This window comes from Nocardia sp. NPDC049190 (assembly GCF_040648115.1).
In the GTDB taxonomy this organism is placed as follows: domain Bacteria; phylum Actinomycetota; class Actinomycetes; order Mycobacteriales; family Mycobacteriaceae; genus Nocardia.
Genome location: NZ_JBEZDE010000044.1, coordinates 1 through 16030, shown reverse-complemented (window position 1 = coordinate 16030; position 16030 = coordinate 1). Strand labels below are relative to the sequence as shown.

The window sequence follows — 16030 nt, the reverse complement described above, 5'->3', positions numbered from 1 at the left end:
GGCCGCGGCGATTCGGGCGCCGGTCCGGACAGAGCGGACTGGACAGTATTGCCGCATTCGGGCCCAGTGTTGTTCCGGACGTCGGGAGGAGCCCTTCGGGTCGCGTCATCGACTCGGCTTCCGCTGGAAGCCCTTGCCGCGATGTAAGTTTCAGCACACTCGGCGCAACCAGGGAGCGCACTACGGTATTCGACTGCCCGGACCTGCCGGGCGCCGCTCAGATCGGGCGCATATCGATCACCTTGCGTAGCCGCTGGCGGTCGCGCTCGAGGCGGCGTGCTTCGTAGGCGATCGGGAAGTAGCGCAGCCGTTCCGGTAGCAGCGGGACGATCCGTGCGATCATCCGGCCGAGGAGGCGGAGCTTGCGTTCATCGGATGGTGTCCAGGTCAGGCCCAGCTTCTGCCGGGCGATGTCAGGCGTGGTGCCGACGGTCACAAAGTGCTGGAGCCGGCCGATCGGCGCAACCGCCACCCTCCAGACCGGTCGCAGCGCGCGCGGCAGCTGCTTCGGCGGGGCGACGGAGCGGATCACGCGCAGGTAGTCGCGGGCGGTGTCGGTGGCGATCAAATGGTTGGCCACGGTGTCGGCGAAGAACTTCTCGAACTCGAGGTAGTTCGCCGGAATCTCCTTGGGGGCCACGGAGAAATTGCCCATCAGCTGGAGCGTCTCCTGAAAGTACGCCTCTTTGTCTTCGGCGGTGAGCGGACGGCGGGCGAAGTACTTGGCGCTCTCGGTGAACGCGAAGGTCCCGGTGTGCAGCACCCAGGCCCACGGCCCGCTGGACAGCGCGCTGTGTCGGACGCCGTCGGTGCCGGTGGTGCGCAATGTCGCGTGCAGTTGCCGAAGCCGGTCGGCCTCGGCGAGTGCCTCATCTCCGCCATAGATCCACATCATCACCGAGGCGAGGCTGCGCATCGCACGACCCATCGGATCGGTCCGGAAGGTGGAGTATTCGTCTACTACCGCGGAGATGGTCGGCTCCATGGTTTGTAGTAGGAAGGCCGAACCGGCGGTGAGTGAGAAGGTGATCAGCCCGGTCTCGTCCCACATCCGGGTGCCCGGTTCGATCGGGCGACGAGACGGAAGGGGTCGTTCGCCGGCGGATTCGAGTGCGCCAGACGCGGTCATCGTGATCTCCCTTGATCGGCCGAGCTCAGTGCAATGAGATGATAACCCTAAAATTCTCTCATCGTCTAACTGTGTGGGCGAGTGGACGCTGCCTCTAGGCTTGGCGAGCATGACGAGTCAGTGGCGCACCCGCACCGGCCGGATCGCGGTGCTCAGCGGCGCGGGCATCTCGACCGATTCCGGAATTCCGGATTTCCGCGGCCCGCGCGGCGTGTGGACGAAAGATCCGATCGCCGAATTGCTCTCGACCTATCAGAGTTACGTGTCCGACGCCGGACTCCGGGAGCGCTCCTGGCTGGCCCGTCGCGACAATCCGGCCTGGGAGGCGATCCCCAACGCCGCGCACAACGCCCTTGCGGACCTGGAACGCGCCGGGCGAGCGGTCACCATCATCACGCAGAACATCGATCGCCTGCACCAGCGCGCGGGGTCCTCGCCGGATCAGGTGATCGAAATCCACGGCAATATGTTCGAAGTGGTCTGTATCGGATGCGACTACCGGGCCACGATGGCAGCCACCCTGGAGCGGGTGGCCGCAGGCGAATCCGATCCGCCCTGTCCCGACTGCGGCGGCATTCTCAAGGCCGCCACCGTCATGTTCGGCCAGCAGATGGACCGACGCACCATGGCCGCTGCCGTGCTCGCCGCGGAGCAGAGCGAGATATTCCTGGCCATCGGTACCTCGCTGCAGGTCGAGCCGGCCGCATCGATGTGTGCGCTCGCCGTCCGAAGTGGCGCCGACCTGGTCATCGTCAACGCCGAACCCACGCCCTATGACGTCATGGCGACCGAGATCATCCGCGAACCCATCGGTACGGCAGTGCCCCGGCTGGTCCCGGAAATCCTTGCCGCGTGACGGGTTTGCCCCGTGTTGTCGCAGCGGCTCGTCAGCCGACCGGGCCGAGCACCCGATCGAGGTAGGCGTTGGTGAAACGGCTTTTCGGGTCGAAGCGGCGCCGCACCTGCGCGAAGCGGTCCCAGTCGGGATAACGGTCGCGCAGAGTATCGGCGGTCTGAAAGTGGCGCTTGCCCCAGTGTGGGCGCCCGCTGTAGTGGTTGAACACCGCTTCGCACGCGCGGAAGTACGGCTCGAAATCCATGCCGCGGTATTGGTGTACCGCGATGTAGCAGGTCTCGCGCCCGCCCGCGGGGGAGAGGAAGGCGTCGTCGGCCGCGACCCACCGCACCTCGATAGGCATCGGCGTGTCGAATTTCGTGGCCAGTTCTTTGATCTCGCGGATGGCGTCGACCGAGTGCTCGCGCGCGATGGCGTACTCCATCTCGGTGAAGCGGACCAAGCGCGGCGACGCGAACACCCGGTAGGAACGGTCGACCTGGCGTCGGTAGCTGCCGGCGTGGGCGGCAGCGCGGTGCATCAACGGCACCAAGCGCGGTTGCCGGCTGGTCAGCTTGCACATCGCATCGAGGAGGTAGTTGGACACCAGAATGTCGGCGAACCAGTCCAGTGCCTTGCCGCGCGGTTGCTCCGGCAGTGCCACCCGGTTGTTGCGCTTGGTCATGGCCACTGGGCTGTGCGCGAACATATAGAACTCGAAGTGCTCGTTGTCATCGATGAGGGAATCCAAGTCGGCGAGCACATCGTCCACCGGGACCGGTCGCTCGATGCCTTCCAGGACGAACGAGGGCACCATCCGTAGCGTCGCGGCGGTGATCACGCCCAAGGCGCCGATGCTGACTCGCGCCGCCCGCCAGCCGTCGGGATCGGTCTGGGCGTTGAGCTCGACCCGGCTCCCGTCGGCAAGCATCAACTCGATCGAATCCAGTGCGGCGGAGAGGTTTTGCCACTGCGCACCGGTGCCGTGGGTCGCTGTCGCCGTGGCGCCCGCGACGGTCTGTATGTCGATATCGCCGAGATTCGGGAAGGCGAGCCCGTGCTCGTGCAGTGCGTCGCTCGCGGCGCGCAAGGTGATGCCTGCTTCGAACCGGACCAATCCGGTGGTGCGGTCGATATCGAGGACTCGATTCAGCTTCGTCAGGTCCAGCAGAATGCCATCGGTCACAACGGCATCGGTGAAGGAATGGCCCGCGCCGGCGACGCGCACCCGTTGCCCGTGGGTCTCGGCGCTGCTGAGCAACTCACGCACTTCGTCGGTGGAGTGCGGCGTGGCGAGCGTCGACGGCGTACAGCGCTGATCGCCGGCCCAGTTCACCCACGAATTGGTCATGTGACCAAATCTACGGGAATGATCGAGATACGCGCCACCTACGCGAGTTTTTGCTATCGCCGGCGGCTCGCACAGGTGAGATGTTTCGCCTTCTCGACCTCGTCGTCGGCCAACGGCGGGACTTCGAGATGTCGGCGGGGCGTGCCGTCCGCGCGGACGCCGTTGAGGGCGATGGCCATGTACCGCTGCCAGATGTCGGGATTGACCGGCTTCGCGAACTCGGCGATGCCGTCGACCATATGCACCAGTGCGAAGAAGTCCGAGGGTTCGATGCCTTCGGCGAGTGCTCCCGCATCACGCGCGCGCTCGCAGATGGCGGTGACGGTGGGCTTGATCCGATTGCCGACGACAGCGAATCGGTTCGTCTCGACGTCTTCGAGTTCGAGGATCACCTCGCTGAAACCGCGGTTGGTGGCCAGATGTCGGCACGCGTACTCGAAGAATTCGACGAGTCCGAGCCAGGGGTCCGGGTGCTGGAGTGCGGCCTCGGCCGCGTCGGCGAACTCGTTCAGGTTCTGGTCGAAGACTTCGACAATCAGTTCCTTCTTGTTCGCGAAGCGGCGGTAGACCGTGCCCACGCCCACGCCTGCGCGTTCGGCGACGTCGTCGAGGGTGATCTCGAGTCCGTGGTCGGCGAACAGTTCACGCGCCGCGGCGATGATCCGCTGCTGATTGCGGGCGGCATCGGCACGCAGACGCCGAGGCGGGGGGACGACCGTGGCGTGATTCACACCGTCATCCTAGCAATGTACGGGATTAACCGGAGGCGTTGACTCCGTTATTGTGATAGGTTCTTGCGGTAAGCGGAGGTGATACCTCCGTATCAAAGCTCGAGACAAAGGGGACATATGACTACCGCGATCGAGCGAGGGGCACCGGCCCCCGGCAAGACCGAGGACGGGCGCCGCGGATCACACGCGCAGCGGTGGTGGGTGCTCGCCGTGCTCGGCGTCGCACAACTCATGGTGGTACTGGACGCGACCGTGGTGAACATCGCGCTGCCTGCCGCGCAACAGGACCTCGGATTCGACGACGGCGACCGCTCCTGGGTGGTCACCGGGTACGCGCTGGCGTTCGGTAGCCTCCTGCTGCTCGGTGGACGCCTGAGCGATCTGTTCGGCAGGCGCAACACATTCATCATCGGCCTGATCGGCTTCGCGGGGGCCTCTGCCGTCGGCGGTGCGGCCACCAGCTTCGAGATGCTCGTCGCGGCGCGCGTCGGACAGGGCGTCTTCGGTGCGCTGCTCGCACCTGCCGCGCTGTCGCTGCTCACGGTGACCTTCACGCACCCCTCCGAACGCGCCAAAGCGTTCGGCATCTTCGGTGCGGTCGCAGGCACCGGCGGCGCGATCGGCCTGCTGCTCGGCGGCGCGCTCACCGAGTGGGTGTCCTGGCGTTGGGTGATGTTCGTGAATCTGGCCTTCGCCGCCGTCGCCCTGGTCGGTGCGGTGCTGCTGCTGGCCAAGCATGCCAGCATCGAGCGGCCCAAACTCGACATTCCGGGCACCGTCGTGGTCACCGCGGCGCTGTTCGGCATCGTGTACGGGTTCTCGCACGCCGAGTCGAACGGGTGGACCAACGGTGTGACCCTCGCTTTCCTGGTCGGCGGCGCGGTGCTGCTCGCGGCATTCGCCTGGCTGGAGACCAGGGTCGCGCACCCGCTGCTTCCGGTCCGAATCGTGCTCGACCGCATGCGTGGCACCTCATACCTGACGGTGTTCGTCATGGGAATCGGGATGTTCGCGATCTTCCTGTTCCTCACCTACTACATGCAGCTGACCCTCGGGTATTCGCCGATCATGACCGGCGTCGCGTTCCTGCCGATGGTTGCCGCGATGGTCGTCTCCTCGACCACCGTCCCCTCGCTGCTGCTGCCGAAGATCGGACCGAAGATCGTGGTCAGTGGCGGCTTCCTGGTCGCGGCGGCCGGCATGGCGTGGCTGACCCGAATCGGCCTGGACACCGCCTACGCCACGCACATCCTGCCCGCCCTGATCTTGCTCGGCCTCGGCCTCGGCGGTGCGATGTCGACTGCCTTCCAAGGCGCGACCTCAGGGGTGCAACACGAGGACGCCGGCGTGGCCTCGGCCATGATCAACACCAGCCAGCAGGTCGGTGGCTCGATCGGCACTGCGCTGCTCAGCACGGTCGCCGCGTCGGCTGCCGCCGACTATCTGTCCACCCGCAAGCCGGACCCGCTCATCGTCGCCCAGTCCGCGATCGAGAGCTACACCACCAGCTTCTGGTGGGCCACCGCGATCTTCGTGGTAGGCGCGGCGATCACCGCGGCGCTGATGCCGAGCACCGCGCCGGTGCCGGCCGAGGGCGAGCCGGTACTCGCCCACTGAGATATTCGGTGTGCGGCGCTACGGCGGCGCACCATCCCGGCCCTGACGGGCACGCGGCCGAGCGGCCGCCGCAACCGCGACACGGTCGCGTGCGGCGGCCGCTCGGCCGTTGACGCGCCTCGGGCGAACCGAGCCCGGTCGAAGGCAAACGCGCCGAACGGACCGGCGTCGCTGGTGGTCGGTAGGCGCGGCGGAACCTGCTCGGTCGATCGGATCCGCCACCCGCGAACAGTAGTCGCGGTGGCGCCGTTTCCGGACGGCAGGAGGGTGCCCTGACTGCGGCCCACGGTAAATATCATGGGATGCTGTGCGATCGAAATGTCGATGGTTCCAGCCACCGGAAGATGGGTAGCCAACAGGCTGCCGCATTCACTTTTCGGGCTCGGCGTGCTCGGCGACGGCACCACCTTCTCCACCCCCATCCTCGAGGTTCGTAGACTCCTCGGATCAGGCGCGGCGGTCCACGCGCTCGGCCGCCTCAGGGAGGGGCGGTGCCGCCGCCGGGACGACCGCGCCCAGCGCGGGCATGGCACGGTGGAAACACGGCACGGCTCGGCGGTCAACCGAAATGGCACGCGACGGAAGGGGGTCAGGCGTTGGATGGTTCACCAGTAGGACACTGGCAGCCCGCGGCACGTCTCACCGTGCTGCTCGACGAGGACGACAAGTGGCAGCACGCCGCGGTCGACGAACACGACCGGCCGGGTGCTTCGGTCGAGCAGAACGCCGAACCGTTCACCTCGATCAACGTCACGCTCGAGCCGATCGAGTTGTGGCAGGGAGCCGCCCGATGACAGTGCTGCCCGTCGCGCCCCGCGGAATGCTCGACACCTCCGCTCGGCATCCGGTAGACCGTGCGGTGCCAGCATGTTTCGATTCTCCGCTGCCGTCGTGCACGTCGACCGTTAATATTGTCGGTTCGGTGCGGCTCGGCTATCCGATCGGCGCGGGGGCGGGCGATCGGCTGCTCGCCACCGCACGAAGCGGCTTCCAGGGTGTGCCGATCACGTTCGCTAGGTTCGGCTATGACATGCTCCGGCCGGCGGCCGAGGACGTCGGGCCCGGTGGCGAAGGCACCGCCGTGATCGACGTGGCGGCAAGGTGGATCGTGGTCGGCGCGACCGGGCGGTGGCCATGATCCTGATGACGAGCCGGGCGCAGCCGATACGGAAGGGAGACCCGAGCATGGCCCATGATCGAGCTGGGCGTGCCGCGCGTCCTACCGATCTGGAAGACATCGCACGCCTGGTGACGGCGTACTACAGTCGCATCCCGGATCCCGAGGACCCGGCCCAGCGGGTAGCCTTCGGCACCTCGGGGCATCGCGGCTCCAGTCTGGACAGCGCGTTCAACGAGGCGCACATTCTCGCGATCACCCAGTCGATCGTCGAGTATCGCGCCACTCGCGGCATCACCGGACCGGTCTATCTGGCCAGAGACACCCACGCCCTGTCCGAACCCGCCTGGACCACCGCGCTGGAGGTGCTCGCTGCGAACGGGGTGACCGCGGTCATCGATGCGCGCGATCGGTACACCCCGACCCCGGCGTTGAGTCACGCTGTGCTCCGGCACAATCAAGGCGGTGCCAAGCACCAGGCCGATGGCATCGTGGTCACCCCGTCGCACAACCCGCCGCGCGACGGTGGCTTCAAATACAACCCGCCGCACGGCGGCCCGGCCGACAACACCGCGACCGACACGATCGCCGCCCGCGCCAACGAACTGCTGCGCGGCGGACTCACCGAGGTCAAGCGCACCACGCTGCGGCACGCGCTACAGACCGGCGTGGAACGCTACGACTACCTCGACCACTACATCGGTGACCTGCCGAACGTGCTGAACCTGGACGCGATTCGCGGCGCCGGCATCAGGCTCGGCGCGGACCCGATGGGCGGCGCCAGCGTCGACTATTGGGAAGAGATCGGCCAGCGCTACGACCTCGAACTCGAGGTGGTCAATCCGATAGTGGATCCGACCTGGCGGTTCATGACGCTCGACAGCGACGGCAAGATCCGGATGGACCCGTCTTCGCGCTACGCGATGGCCGGACTGATCGCGATCAAGGACGACTACGACATCTCCACCGGCAACGACGCCGACGCCGACCGGCACGGCATCGTCACGCCCGACGGCGGACTGATGAACCCCAATCACTTTCTCGCGGTCTCCATCGAATATCTGGTCGCCAACCGGATGGGCTGGGACGCGCTCACCAAGATCGGCAAGACCGCGGTGACCTCGTCCATGATCGACCGGGTCGTCTCGGTACTCGGCCGCGACGTGCACGAAGTGCCGGTCGGGTTCAAGTTCTTCGTGCCCGGATTGTTCAGCGGCAGCCTGGCATTCGGTGGCGAGGAGAGCGCGGGGGCGTCGTTCCTTCGCATGGACGGCACCGTGTGGACCACCGACAAGGACGGGATTCTGCTCGCGCTGCTCGCCGCGGAGATCGCCGCCGTGACCGGCCAGAGCCCCTCGGCGCGCTATGTCGAACTGGAACGCCGCTACGGCAGCCCCGCCTACGCCCGAATCGACGCACCCGCGACGGCGGAACAGAAACAGCTGCTCGCACAGTTGACTCCGGACATGATCACCACCAAGGAGATCGCGGGCGAACCGGTCACCGCCGTGCTCACCAGGGCACGGGGCAACGGCGCGCCGCTGGGCGGCCTCAAGGTGACCACCGAGAACGCGTGGTTCGCCGCCCGCCCCTCCGGCACCGAGGACAAGTACAAGATCTATGCGGAGTCGTTCCACGGCGCCGAGCACCTGAGCGAGGTCCAGGCCGCCGCGGAGGAATTGGTGGGGCAGGCGCTATCCGGTGAGCAGTAGATCCAAGCCCCTGCCCATCGAGATCTGGATACTGGTCGGGGGCGCGTTCGTCATAGCAATCGGTTTCGGTTTGGTCGCGCCGGTACTGCCGCAGTTCGCGCGCGGGTTCGGCGTGGGCGTAGCCGCCGCCTCGGCGATCGTGTCCGCGTTCGCGCTGATGCGGTTGCTGTTCGCGCCGTTGAGTGGACGACTGGTGCAGCGGCTGGGGGAGCGGTCGGTCTACCTCGGCGGGCTATTGATCGTCGCGCTGTCCACGGGCGCCAGCGCGCTGGCCCAGAGCTATTGGCAACTGATGGTATTGCGGTCGCTCGGCGGGATCGGGTCGACCATGTTCACGGTGTCGTCGCTGGCGCTGGTCATCCGGATCTCACCACCGGAACAACGAGGACGGGTGTCCGGTCTGTGGTCGACCAGCTTTCTCGTCGGGTCGGTGAGCGGGCCGCTGGTGGGCGGCGCACTGTCGGGGCTCGGGCTGCGCTGGCCGTTCGGAATCTACGCGATCGCGTTGCTCGTCGTCAGCGTCGTTGTGCACGTGAGCTTGCGCAACTCGCAGTTGGCTGCGCCCGAGCCTGTCGGTGGGGTTCGCATGATGTCGCTGCGGGAGGCGGTGGCGCGGCCGGAGTACCGGGCGGTGCTGGTGTCCAACTTCGCCAACGGCGCCGCGGTCTTCGGTGTGCGTATGGCGCTGGTGCCGCTGCTCGTCGTCGAGGCGCTGCACCAAGAGCCGGGCATGGCGGGCGTAGCTCTCACGGTGTTCGCGGCAGGCAACGTCGCGGTCCTGTTCGCCTCCGGACGACTGTCCGACCGGTGGGGACGCAAACCCTTCGTGATCGTCGGCTCGCTCGTGTGCGCGGCGGGCACCGCGGGACTCGGCATGGCGACCAACGTGCCGTGGCTGCTGGCGACCTCCTTCGTCGCCGGCCTCGGCTCGGGCCTGTTCACCCCGACTCAACAGGCCGCAGTCGCCGACATCATCGGCCCCAAGGCCCGCGGCGGCCCCGTTCTGGCCGGCTTTCAGATGGCCGCCGACCTCGGCACCGTAATCGGTCCGCTCGCGGTCGGCGCGCTCGCCCAACAGGTGTCCTACGGCTTGGCGCTCGGCGTGACCGGCGGCCTGCTCGCCCTCGCCGCCGCCGTCTGGACGGTCGTCCCGGAACCGCTACGTCGACGAGACTCCGGCGCTGAGCCGGACCAGGTAGCCGACCGCCGCGGCGGTTCGGATGGCGCCGAACATCAGGTGACGCGGACCGATCACGCGGTGAGTGAAGTGGTCGGCGCGCCGTCGGTCGATAGTCCGGTGCCGGTGGTGGCCGAGTCGTCGTTTGCTACGGGCGAGTCGGCTGCCCTCCGGGGCGGGTCCGAGGTGACCGGGGGTGAGTCGGGTGCGGTCGAGGCAGAACCCGGTGCGGCGGTGGCAGCCGCTCGATGCGATCGGGTAGGCGGGTAACCGCTGCTGAGCGGCGGATCCAGGGCCCGAAGGCCGGCGGGCCGACTGGTTGGGGCAAAGTGTCGGTGTGAGCGAATCGCGTTCGAAATACACTCCGCGACCGATGTCCAACATGACCACCTACGCGCTCGGCGGGGTCGCTCTGGTGGTGATCGTGGTGATCGTTATCGCGGCGGTCCGATGGGGACGGGAGGACACGACCGTCCGCAACGACGGTTACGGTCCGGTGCGCGACCCGGGCGTGCATACGGTTCTGGAGCAGGACGGCTCGATTCTGCTCGCTCGCCCGGACGCGAAGAAGACCATCGATATCTTCGAAGACCCGATCTGTCCCGGATGCGGCAACCTCGAGCGTATCTATGGCCAGGAGATCGCCCAGAAGATCGATGAGGGCAACCTCGCCGTGCGCTACCGCCTCGTGAACTTCCTCGACGCTCGTTCCCGCAGCAAGGACTACTCGACCCGCGCGGTCGCCGCGAATCGATGTGTCGCCGAGGCCGGTTCCGGTCCGATCTACTCCACGTTCCATACCAAGCTGTTCACCACCAAGCGTCCTAGTGAAGGCGGCGCCGACCTGAACAACGACGATCTGGCCGGGATCGCCCGGGACGCCGGGGCGCCGGAATCAGTGCTGCGGTGCATCTCCACCGGTGCCAAGGCCGACGTCGCACGTGTCCTCGCCAAGGCGCAAACCGACGCCCTGGGCGCGGCGCTCGGCGGTTCCGCCGCCACGCCCGCGGTCTTCGACGGCACGACCAAAGTCGACGTCGACAACGAGGACTGGGTGGTCTCGCTCACCCACTGACCGGCTACCTCACCACCGAGGCCCGCGGTTGTGTGTCGGTGACCGGGACTCGCGATACACCCTCGAGTCGGTTTGCGCAGCGCGTTGGCGTGTTGTGTCCGGTGGAGGGTGCAGACGGCGCTCTACTTCGGTTGGTCGTCGGTCTTGAGCGGGTCGCCGGTATCGGCGACGAACACAACCAGCAGTTTCGCCGGGTCGGTTCGGCTGCTGTTCTCGGTGAGTACGTGGTGCGCGCCCGGCAGTTCGATCCAGTTCTCGCCCTGGTGGTAGGTGCGTGGTTCGTCGCCGTCTTGCTTGCTGCGCATACTGCCCTGCAGCACATAGGCATAGACGAAAGCGTCCCCGTGCCGATGCGGCACGGCGCGGGCAGCGGGTGGGAAATCGACGATCGCGGAGGTGAACGTCTTGCCGGCGACATTGGGCAGTGCCTGTTCGAACAGTGGCGAAAACGACTCCTCCGGTGGCTGCGATGTCGCCGACGCAGCCGATGCAGATGTAGCCGACGATGCTTTGTCGGTCGGGTCTTGTGCGGCGCCGCAGGCGGCGGCCGCGACTACCATTCCGGTAGCCAAGAGGCCGTAGCCGATCCGCGTTGTTGCGATCATGATGCTCTCCTCAGTCCTCTGCTATCTGGATGATCGTCCGGCCCGGGGTGCGGCGGCTGGACGCGAACGCGGCGGGTGTGTCGGCCAGCGGCCGCACCTCCCCGACAAGAGGCGTGAGCCGTCCGTCCCGGACCCGCTGCGCAAGCTCGACCAGCTGGGCGCGGTCGGCCTCTACGACGAAGAAAATGGCCCGCGCATCCGTGGGCTGCACCGATGGCGGTGCGGTGAGTGCGACGAGCGTGCCGCCCGGACGGACCAGCGCGACCGAACGATCGAAGATCTCACCGCCGATCACGTCGAGCACCACATCGACCCGACCGGCCTCCTCGACCCGATCGGTGTGCAGGTCCAGGAACGTGTCCACACCCAAGCGGAGCGCGGTGTCTCGATCGCGTGCTCGGCCGGTGCCTATCACCCGAGCACCCACCTCCCGCGCGAGTTGCACCGCTGTAGATCCGACACCCCCGGCGACGCCGTGGATCAAAACGGTCTGTCCCGGCGCGAGCGCGGCGTGCACGAACAAGGCTTGCCAGGCAGTCAGCCCCGAGATCGGCAGGGCAGCCGCAGTGGTGTATGCGATATCGGTCGGGAGTGGCGCGAGGTTGCGGGCCTCGACCGCGGTGTACTCGGCCAGTGAGCCGTCGCGGGTCCAGTCGCTCAACCCGAACACCCGCTGGCCGACGCTCAGGCCCGTGGTTCCGTAACCCAGCTCGACGACGACACCGGACAGCTCGTGCCCGGGCACGCTGGGCGTGCGATCACGCCCGGCACGGTCGGTCCACGTTGCCGGCCAATCCAGCTCGCCCGGGGTGAACCCCGCCGCGTGGACCTGCACGATGACATCGTTCTCGGCAGCATGCGGGTACGGCTTGTCCGACAGGGACAAGCCATCGACACCGGCGTCGCGATCGCGAACGGTGATGGCGCGCATTCCAAATCCTCCCTGTGGTCGGAGATATCGACTCGCACACAGATCGGGGAAGTTCCGGAGCCGCGCCTGCGGTTTACGCCCAGTCCGGACAACTGCACGGCTGACGCGCACGACTTACCGGGCAACGGGAGGGATTCCCCCTCGGCGACCCAAATCTGTGTTCTTCATCAGGTAGACGAGCAGGACCCCGCGAACGTGACAGCTTCAGAGGTGCGAAAGTTTGTCCGGATTCAGAACTCGCCGGTACGCCGTGATCAAACCGTCAGTGATCTGCACCGTATCGACGGAGTAGACATGTCCATCGCGGCGAAACAACAGGGAAAGCTCGCCGCCGACCTCGACGACGGTGATCGTGTCCGGACACCACTGGCGGCCTACCCGCACCATCACCTCGGCGATGCGCGCACTGCCGGAGATCGCCTTCCGGGCAGCGGCGATCTTGCCGCCACCGTCGGTGACATAGACCGCGTCCGGATGCAGAAGCCGCACCAAACCCGCCAGATCGCCGACCTCGTAGGCGGCGCGGAAGGCCGCCAACATGCGCTCCTGCTCACCCCGAGATGCGACCGGAGCGGACTGCTTGGCCGCGGCCACTCGCCGCCGGGCTCGCGAGGCGAGCTGACGGGCGCCCGGCACGGAAGCGCCCAGCACCTCGGCGATCGCGGCGAAGTCGCACCCGAAGACATCGTGCAGGACGAACGCCACCCGTTCCGCCGGGCTCAGCTCCTCCATGATCAGCAGCATCGCCGACCTCACCGACTCGTCGACAAGCACAGCCTCCTACGCGTCCGGGCCGGTCAGCAACGGTTCGGGCAGCCACGGCCCCACATAGGTTTCCCGCAGCACGCGCGCGGACTTGAGGATGTCATAGGACCGCCGTGCCGCTACCGTGACAAGCCAGGCCCGCAGATCATTCACCTCACCCAGATCCGCTCCCGACGCCCGCAACCACACGTCCTGAGTCACATCCTCGGCATCGGCGACACTGCCGAGCAGCCGATACGCCACACCGAACACCGCAGCCCGATGCGTCTCCCACTCGGCCTCGAGCGCACCCCCGACCTTCGCCGCCCGGGGCGCCGGCACCTCACCCATGCGAACGCGACCTCCTTCACCTCGCGGACGAGGCATGCGAATCCAGACTAGTCGTCGAGTCCGCGACCCCCTCGCACGATTGGGAGTGGCTCAGGCGGGAGGGGAGCACGGAACTGGTAGCCGCGGATCGATGTGTCTCGGTCGCTCGTTCGACCTGCCTCGATCTGAAGGAAGACATCCGCAGCATCTGCTCCATTACTCTCGAATCGAGGCGATTTGGTGGCCGATACACCGGTGGTGTAACTTCATTCAGGCGCACGGGGAAGCTCGGAGCGTGAACGACCAGGGGCTATGGCGCAGCTGGTAGCGCACCACACTGGCAGTGTGGGGGTCAGGGGTTCGAGTCCCCTTAGCTCCACTCATATGGGCAGTTCAGACCCGGTAACTATGCCGGGTCTTTTCTCTTTCGACCCTCAGCGTGCCAAGACTGTGCCAACGGGGTGGGAGAGGCGAGTGGTCTCTTTTCATGATCGGCCGAGCGCGATACATTCTCGCTTCTGTCGAGCCTTCAACTCCTTCAGTGCCATCACCACGTCATCTGGGAGCGGCAGGGTTCGCCGTGAACATTCCGTCTTCGGCTCGTCCACCGCGTGGTCTTTGCCTTCCACCTGCACGTGGCTCTGCTCGACGCTGAGCGTGCCGCGAGATCGATTGTCAGCCCACCGCAGTCCACACACCTGTGACCGGCGCAGCCAATAGCACACGGCGTGGAGTCGGTCTTCGCTGGCAACGGTGGCGAAGGTCTGGACTTGCTCGCCGGTCCACACGTCCGACGCCGTGACCTTGGTCGGGCGTTGCCGGGGAACCTCTATGTATTCGGCGGGGTACGCGAGCGATCAGATCTTGCCGCGTGGCGTACTCCGTCGTCTGCTGAAGCATCACCAAAGCTGGTCGGACGGGTAGCTCGCGCCAACGGCTTGCTGACCGAGTGCGGTTCGTCGGTGTCGGGTCGCGCCAGTGGGCGAGGTCGTCGGGTTCGCGGCCGTAGGCGCCGTGGATGCTGTCGCGCCAGAGCAGAGGCGGTTGAGTTCGGCGTTACAGCGCAGATGGCCTCACAGATTCACGGCTTGGGGTGATGCGCGGTGTCGGCCGAGTGCGGCTCGCCAGGGTGGCGATGATGTAGTCGGCCTCGTGGTCCCACTGGACGGCTACCTGTTCGGCTAGGGGTTGGAAGTACCGAGCCACCCAGTTGCTGTGGGCTGTGTCGAGTCCGGGGAAGACGTACTGGAACGACGTGTCAGCGGCGAATACATTCCGCAGTGGGTCGGCGTAGACGGCGAGGACTCCGTTGTGGTCGAGGTAGTCCAGGTGCGCGAGCCGTTCGTGCGTGGTGACACGGTCCCGCAACTCGGCGACTGGTGTGAGGTCGATGGGCGGCTCACACAGTTCCCGCGTGTGGCGCGCCTGCATGGGATCGAGGTCGTAACTGCGGATCAGCCTCTCCAGGGTGTCGGGTTGCGATGCCGTCCGCATCCGCTCGATCTTGGTGATGTACGAGGCGCTGATGCCCGCGCGTCGTGCGGCACCGCAACAAAGCTCCACTATCGGGTCTAGCGGGTGCTGGAATTAGCGGGGTACACCCCTCGGCGCCCGCGATCGCACCCTTGACCTGCAACTCGCACTGCACGCTGCGCATTGGCTGGGTGCTGCGGCCCGTGCGGCATATCGTAGGCATTTCCCCCATATCCGCTATGCAAACGGCTTGCGATGATCGCATCTCATAGACAGCACGACACGGAGCCGGAAACATAGTTCTTCTGTCACCTGAATTCCCGGTGCACCCTCACAGAGGCATCTCGCTCACCCGCTGGCAGACAGGTCAACAGCATCTACGAAATATGGATCTGCAAAGCCCATGGCGGCGCGGGTATGGAGGAATTTGCGGTCTGCCGACCCGCACATTGCGAACATGCATTCGAATTGATATGAAGCAGGAGCTTTTCCGATGCGAAGTGTTCTCTCCTAAGATGAGACGCAGCACCAACAAGGTATCGAACGACCTGAACGTCGAGCTGACCCGACGGCGTGGAAGTCGATGTGGAATCCCGGGCCGTGATCGTGCACGATGCTCGCCGCACCGAATGTGGTCAACTCCGTTGCGCCCGAGCGCTTCTCGTGCTCCCCGCACGAGAAATTCCGCAATCTTTCGCGGCAATTCGTGCGTACTCACGATTGTTCGGATGGCGATGCCGCCATAGTGTATGGCACATCAGCTACGGCCAGGGCGCGCAAGGAGAGCATCATCGAACACGCCGCGTAGGGGGTGATGGCGCGGCTGTGGACGGCATCGCCCGCCAGAAAAGCGGAACCCGAAACCATCAGCTAGATTCACACGCCATTCACGCTGGCTATGACCGCGAATAGCACGCTCCATCCGTGTCGTAGTCCCGAAGTTTCTCGGGGGCAGGCTATTTCGCGATCCGGATGGCCGATATGGGGTGTCGGCATCGCCTGTCTCGTCCCACGCGCACCAACCCTTCCCGGTCTTTCCCATGCTGTCGAGGTATCGGAGTTACACGGGAGCCGTACCTCGTCCTGCCCGCCCGACCCCGGGCCCAATATCGCTGTAGTCATTCGAAGGTGTCGAGGATGTCATGAAGCCGCACTTTGTCGTAATTCACCGTTGGCGTGATCGTTATGCGGACTACTCTCGCT

Annotated in this window: 14 protein-coding genes, 1 tRNA gene and 1 pseudogene; 8 read left to right on the top strand and 8 right to left on the bottom strand. The window is 66.2% G+C overall.

Translation table 11 applies throughout. The annotated features are described in order from the left end of the window. Window positions 1–217 precede the first annotated feature (217 nt). Window positions 218–1129, bottom strand: a complete 912-nt coding sequence (locus AB0B25_RS27370; RefSeq protein WP_357185199.1) for an oxygenase MpaB family protein — start codon at window positions 1127–1129, stop codon at window positions 218–220. A 109-nt stretch (window positions 1130–1238) separates the two neighbouring features. Between AB0B25_RS27370 and AB0B25_RS27365 the strand changes: the two genes are divergently transcribed. After that, a complete protein-coding gene (locus AB0B25_RS27365; protein WP_357185197.1) occupies window positions 1239–1985 on the top strand; it encodes a Sir2 family NAD-dependent protein deacetylase in 747 nt (248 codons plus the stop codon). A 31-nt stretch (window positions 1986–2016) separates the two neighbouring features. Here AB0B25_RS27365 and AB0B25_RS27360 read toward each other — a convergent pair whose 3' ends face one another. Together AB0B25_RS27360 and AB0B25_RS27355 are read right to left on the bottom strand one after the other, a co-directional pair. Next, window positions 2017–3315, bottom strand: a complete 1299-nt coding sequence (locus AB0B25_RS27360; RefSeq protein ID WP_357185194.1) for a D-arabinono-1,4-lactone oxidase — start codon at window positions 3313–3315, stop codon at window positions 2017–2019. A 53-nt stretch (window positions 3316–3368) separates the two neighbouring features. Beyond that, a complete protein-coding gene (locus AB0B25_RS27355) occupies window positions 3369–4046 on the bottom strand; it encodes a TetR/AcrR family transcriptional regulator (RefSeq protein ID WP_357185191.1) in 678 nt (225 codons plus the stop codon). 117 nt (window positions 4047–4163) lie between these two features. On the opposite strand from AB0B25_RS27355, the gene AB0B25_RS27350 reads away from it, so the two are divergent. From AB0B25_RS27350 to AB0B25_RS27325, 6 genes and pseudogenes are all read left to right on the top strand, one after another. Further along, on the top strand, window positions 4164–5663 hold the full coding sequence (locus AB0B25_RS27350) for an MFS transporter (RefSeq protein ID WP_357185189.1): 1500 nt from the start codon (window positions 4164–4166) through the stop codon (window positions 5661–5663). Window positions 5664–6259: 596 nt separating this feature from the next. Further along, window positions 6260–6457: a hypothetical protein gene (locus tag AB0B25_RS27345; protein ID WP_357185186.1), complete on the top strand. Its 198-nt coding sequence runs from the start codon at window positions 6260–6262 to the stop codon at window positions 6455–6457. Then, window positions 6454–6801: a fluoride efflux transporter CrcB gene (locus AB0B25_RS27340; protein ID WP_357185184.1), complete on the top strand. Its 348-nt coding sequence runs from the start codon at window positions 6454–6456 to the stop codon at window positions 6799–6801. The genes AB0B25_RS27345 and AB0B25_RS27340 overlap by 4 nt, the downstream gene beginning before the upstream one ends. 47 nt (window positions 6802–6848) lie before the next feature. Continuing rightward, a complete protein-coding gene (pgm, locus tag AB0B25_RS27335; RefSeq protein WP_357185182.1) occupies window positions 6849–8492 on the top strand; it encodes a phosphoglucomutase (alpha-D-glucose-1,6-bisphosphate-dependent) in 1644 nt (547 codons plus the stop codon). Then, window positions 8482–9813: pseudogene (locus AB0B25_RS27330) on the top strand (MFS transporter); the annotation flags it as partial. The gene pgm and the pseudogene AB0B25_RS27330, both read left to right, overlap by 11 nt. 229 nt (window positions 9814–10042) lie before the next feature. Next, complete coding sequence (locus AB0B25_RS27325) at window positions 10043–10744, top strand: thioredoxin domain-containing protein (protein WP_357185179.1); 702 nt, start codon at window positions 10043–10045, stop codon at window positions 10742–10744. A gap of 122 nt (window positions 10745–10866) precedes the next feature. Here AB0B25_RS27325 and AB0B25_RS27320 read toward each other — a convergent pair whose 3' ends face one another. The 4 genes from AB0B25_RS27320 to AB0B25_RS27305 all read right to left on the bottom strand — a co-directional run bounded on the left by AB0B25_RS27320 (window position 10867) and on the right by AB0B25_RS27305 (window position 13375). Beyond that, window positions 10867–11349, bottom strand: a complete 483-nt coding sequence (locus AB0B25_RS27320) for a cupin domain-containing protein (RefSeq protein WP_357185176.1) — start codon at window positions 11347–11349, stop codon at window positions 10867–10869. 10 nt (window positions 11350–11359) lie between these two features. Continuing rightward, window positions 11360–12280, bottom strand: a complete 921-nt coding sequence (locus AB0B25_RS27315; RefSeq protein ID WP_357185174.1) for an NADP-dependent oxidoreductase — start codon at window positions 12278–12280, stop codon at window positions 11360–11362. Window positions 12281–12484: 204 nt separating this feature from the next. After that, window positions 12485–13054 carry a sigma factor-like helix-turn-helix DNA-binding protein gene (locus tag AB0B25_RS27310; RefSeq protein WP_357185171.1) on the bottom strand — a complete coding sequence of 190 codons (570 nt, stop codon included), beginning with the start codon at window positions 13052–13054 and terminating at the stop codon, window positions 12485–12487. Window positions 13055–13060: 6 nt separating this feature from the next. Continuing rightward, complete coding sequence (locus tag AB0B25_RS27305) at window positions 13061–13375, bottom strand: sigma factor (protein ID WP_357185168.1); 315 nt, start codon at window positions 13373–13375, stop codon at window positions 13061–13063. Between the two features lie 285 nt (window positions 13376–13660). Here AB0B25_RS27305 and AB0B25_RS27300 point away from each other — a divergent pair. Beyond that, a tRNA-Ala gene (locus tag AB0B25_RS27300) sits at window positions 13661–13733 on the top strand. A gap of 677 nt (window positions 13734–14410) precedes the next feature. Here AB0B25_RS27300 and AB0B25_RS27295 read toward each other — a convergent pair. Beyond that, window positions 14411–14917 (bottom strand): helix-turn-helix transcriptional regulator, encoded by a 507-nt coding sequence (locus tag AB0B25_RS27295; protein ID WP_357185164.1) that lies wholly within the window; start codon window positions 14915–14917, stop codon window positions 14411–14413. Window positions 14918–16030 lie beyond the last annotated feature (1113 nt).

What these genes read in the sequence shown, in the direction of transcription:
- AB0B25_RS27370 (WP_357185199.1), bottom strand. Translation starts at nt 1,129, where the DNA reads ATGACCGCGTCTGGCGCACTCGAATCCGCCGGCGAACGACCCCTTCCG.
- AB0B25_RS27365 (WP_357185197.1), top strand. Translation starts at nt 1,239, where the DNA reads ATGACGAGTCAGTGGCGCACCCGCACCGGCCGGATCGCGGTGCTCAGC.
- AB0B25_RS27360 (WP_357185194.1), bottom strand. Translation starts at nt 3,315, where the DNA reads ATGACCAATTCGTGGGTGAACTGGGCCGGCGATCAGCGCTGTACGCCG.
- AB0B25_RS27350 (WP_357185189.1), top strand. Translation starts at nt 4,164, where the DNA reads ATGACTACCGCGATCGAGCGAGGGGCACCGGCCCCCGGCAAGACCGAG.
- AB0B25_RS27340 (WP_357185184.1), top strand. Translation starts at nt 6,454, where the DNA reads ATGACAGTGCTGCCCGTCGCGCCCCGCGGAATGCTCGACACCTCCGCT.
- pgm (WP_357185182.1), top strand. Translation starts at nt 6,849, where the DNA reads ATGGCCCATGATCGAGCTGGGCGTGCCGCGCGTCCTACCGATCTGGAA.
- AB0B25_RS27325 (WP_357185179.1), top strand. Translation starts at nt 10,043, where the DNA reads ATGTCCAACATGACCACCTACGCGCTCGGCGGGGTCGCTCTGGTGGTG.
- AB0B25_RS27320 (WP_357185176.1), bottom strand. Translation starts at nt 11,349, where the DNA reads ATGATCGCAACAACGCGGATCGGCTACGGCCTCTTGGCTACCGGAATG.
- AB0B25_RS27315 (WP_357185174.1), bottom strand. Translation starts at nt 12,280, where the DNA reads ATGCGCGCCATCACCGTTCGCGATCGCGACGCCGGTGTCGATGGCTTG.
- AB0B25_RS27305 (WP_357185168.1), bottom strand. Translation starts at nt 13,375, where the DNA reads ATGGGTGAGGTGCCGGCGCCCCGGGCGGCGAAGGTCGGGGGTGCGCTC.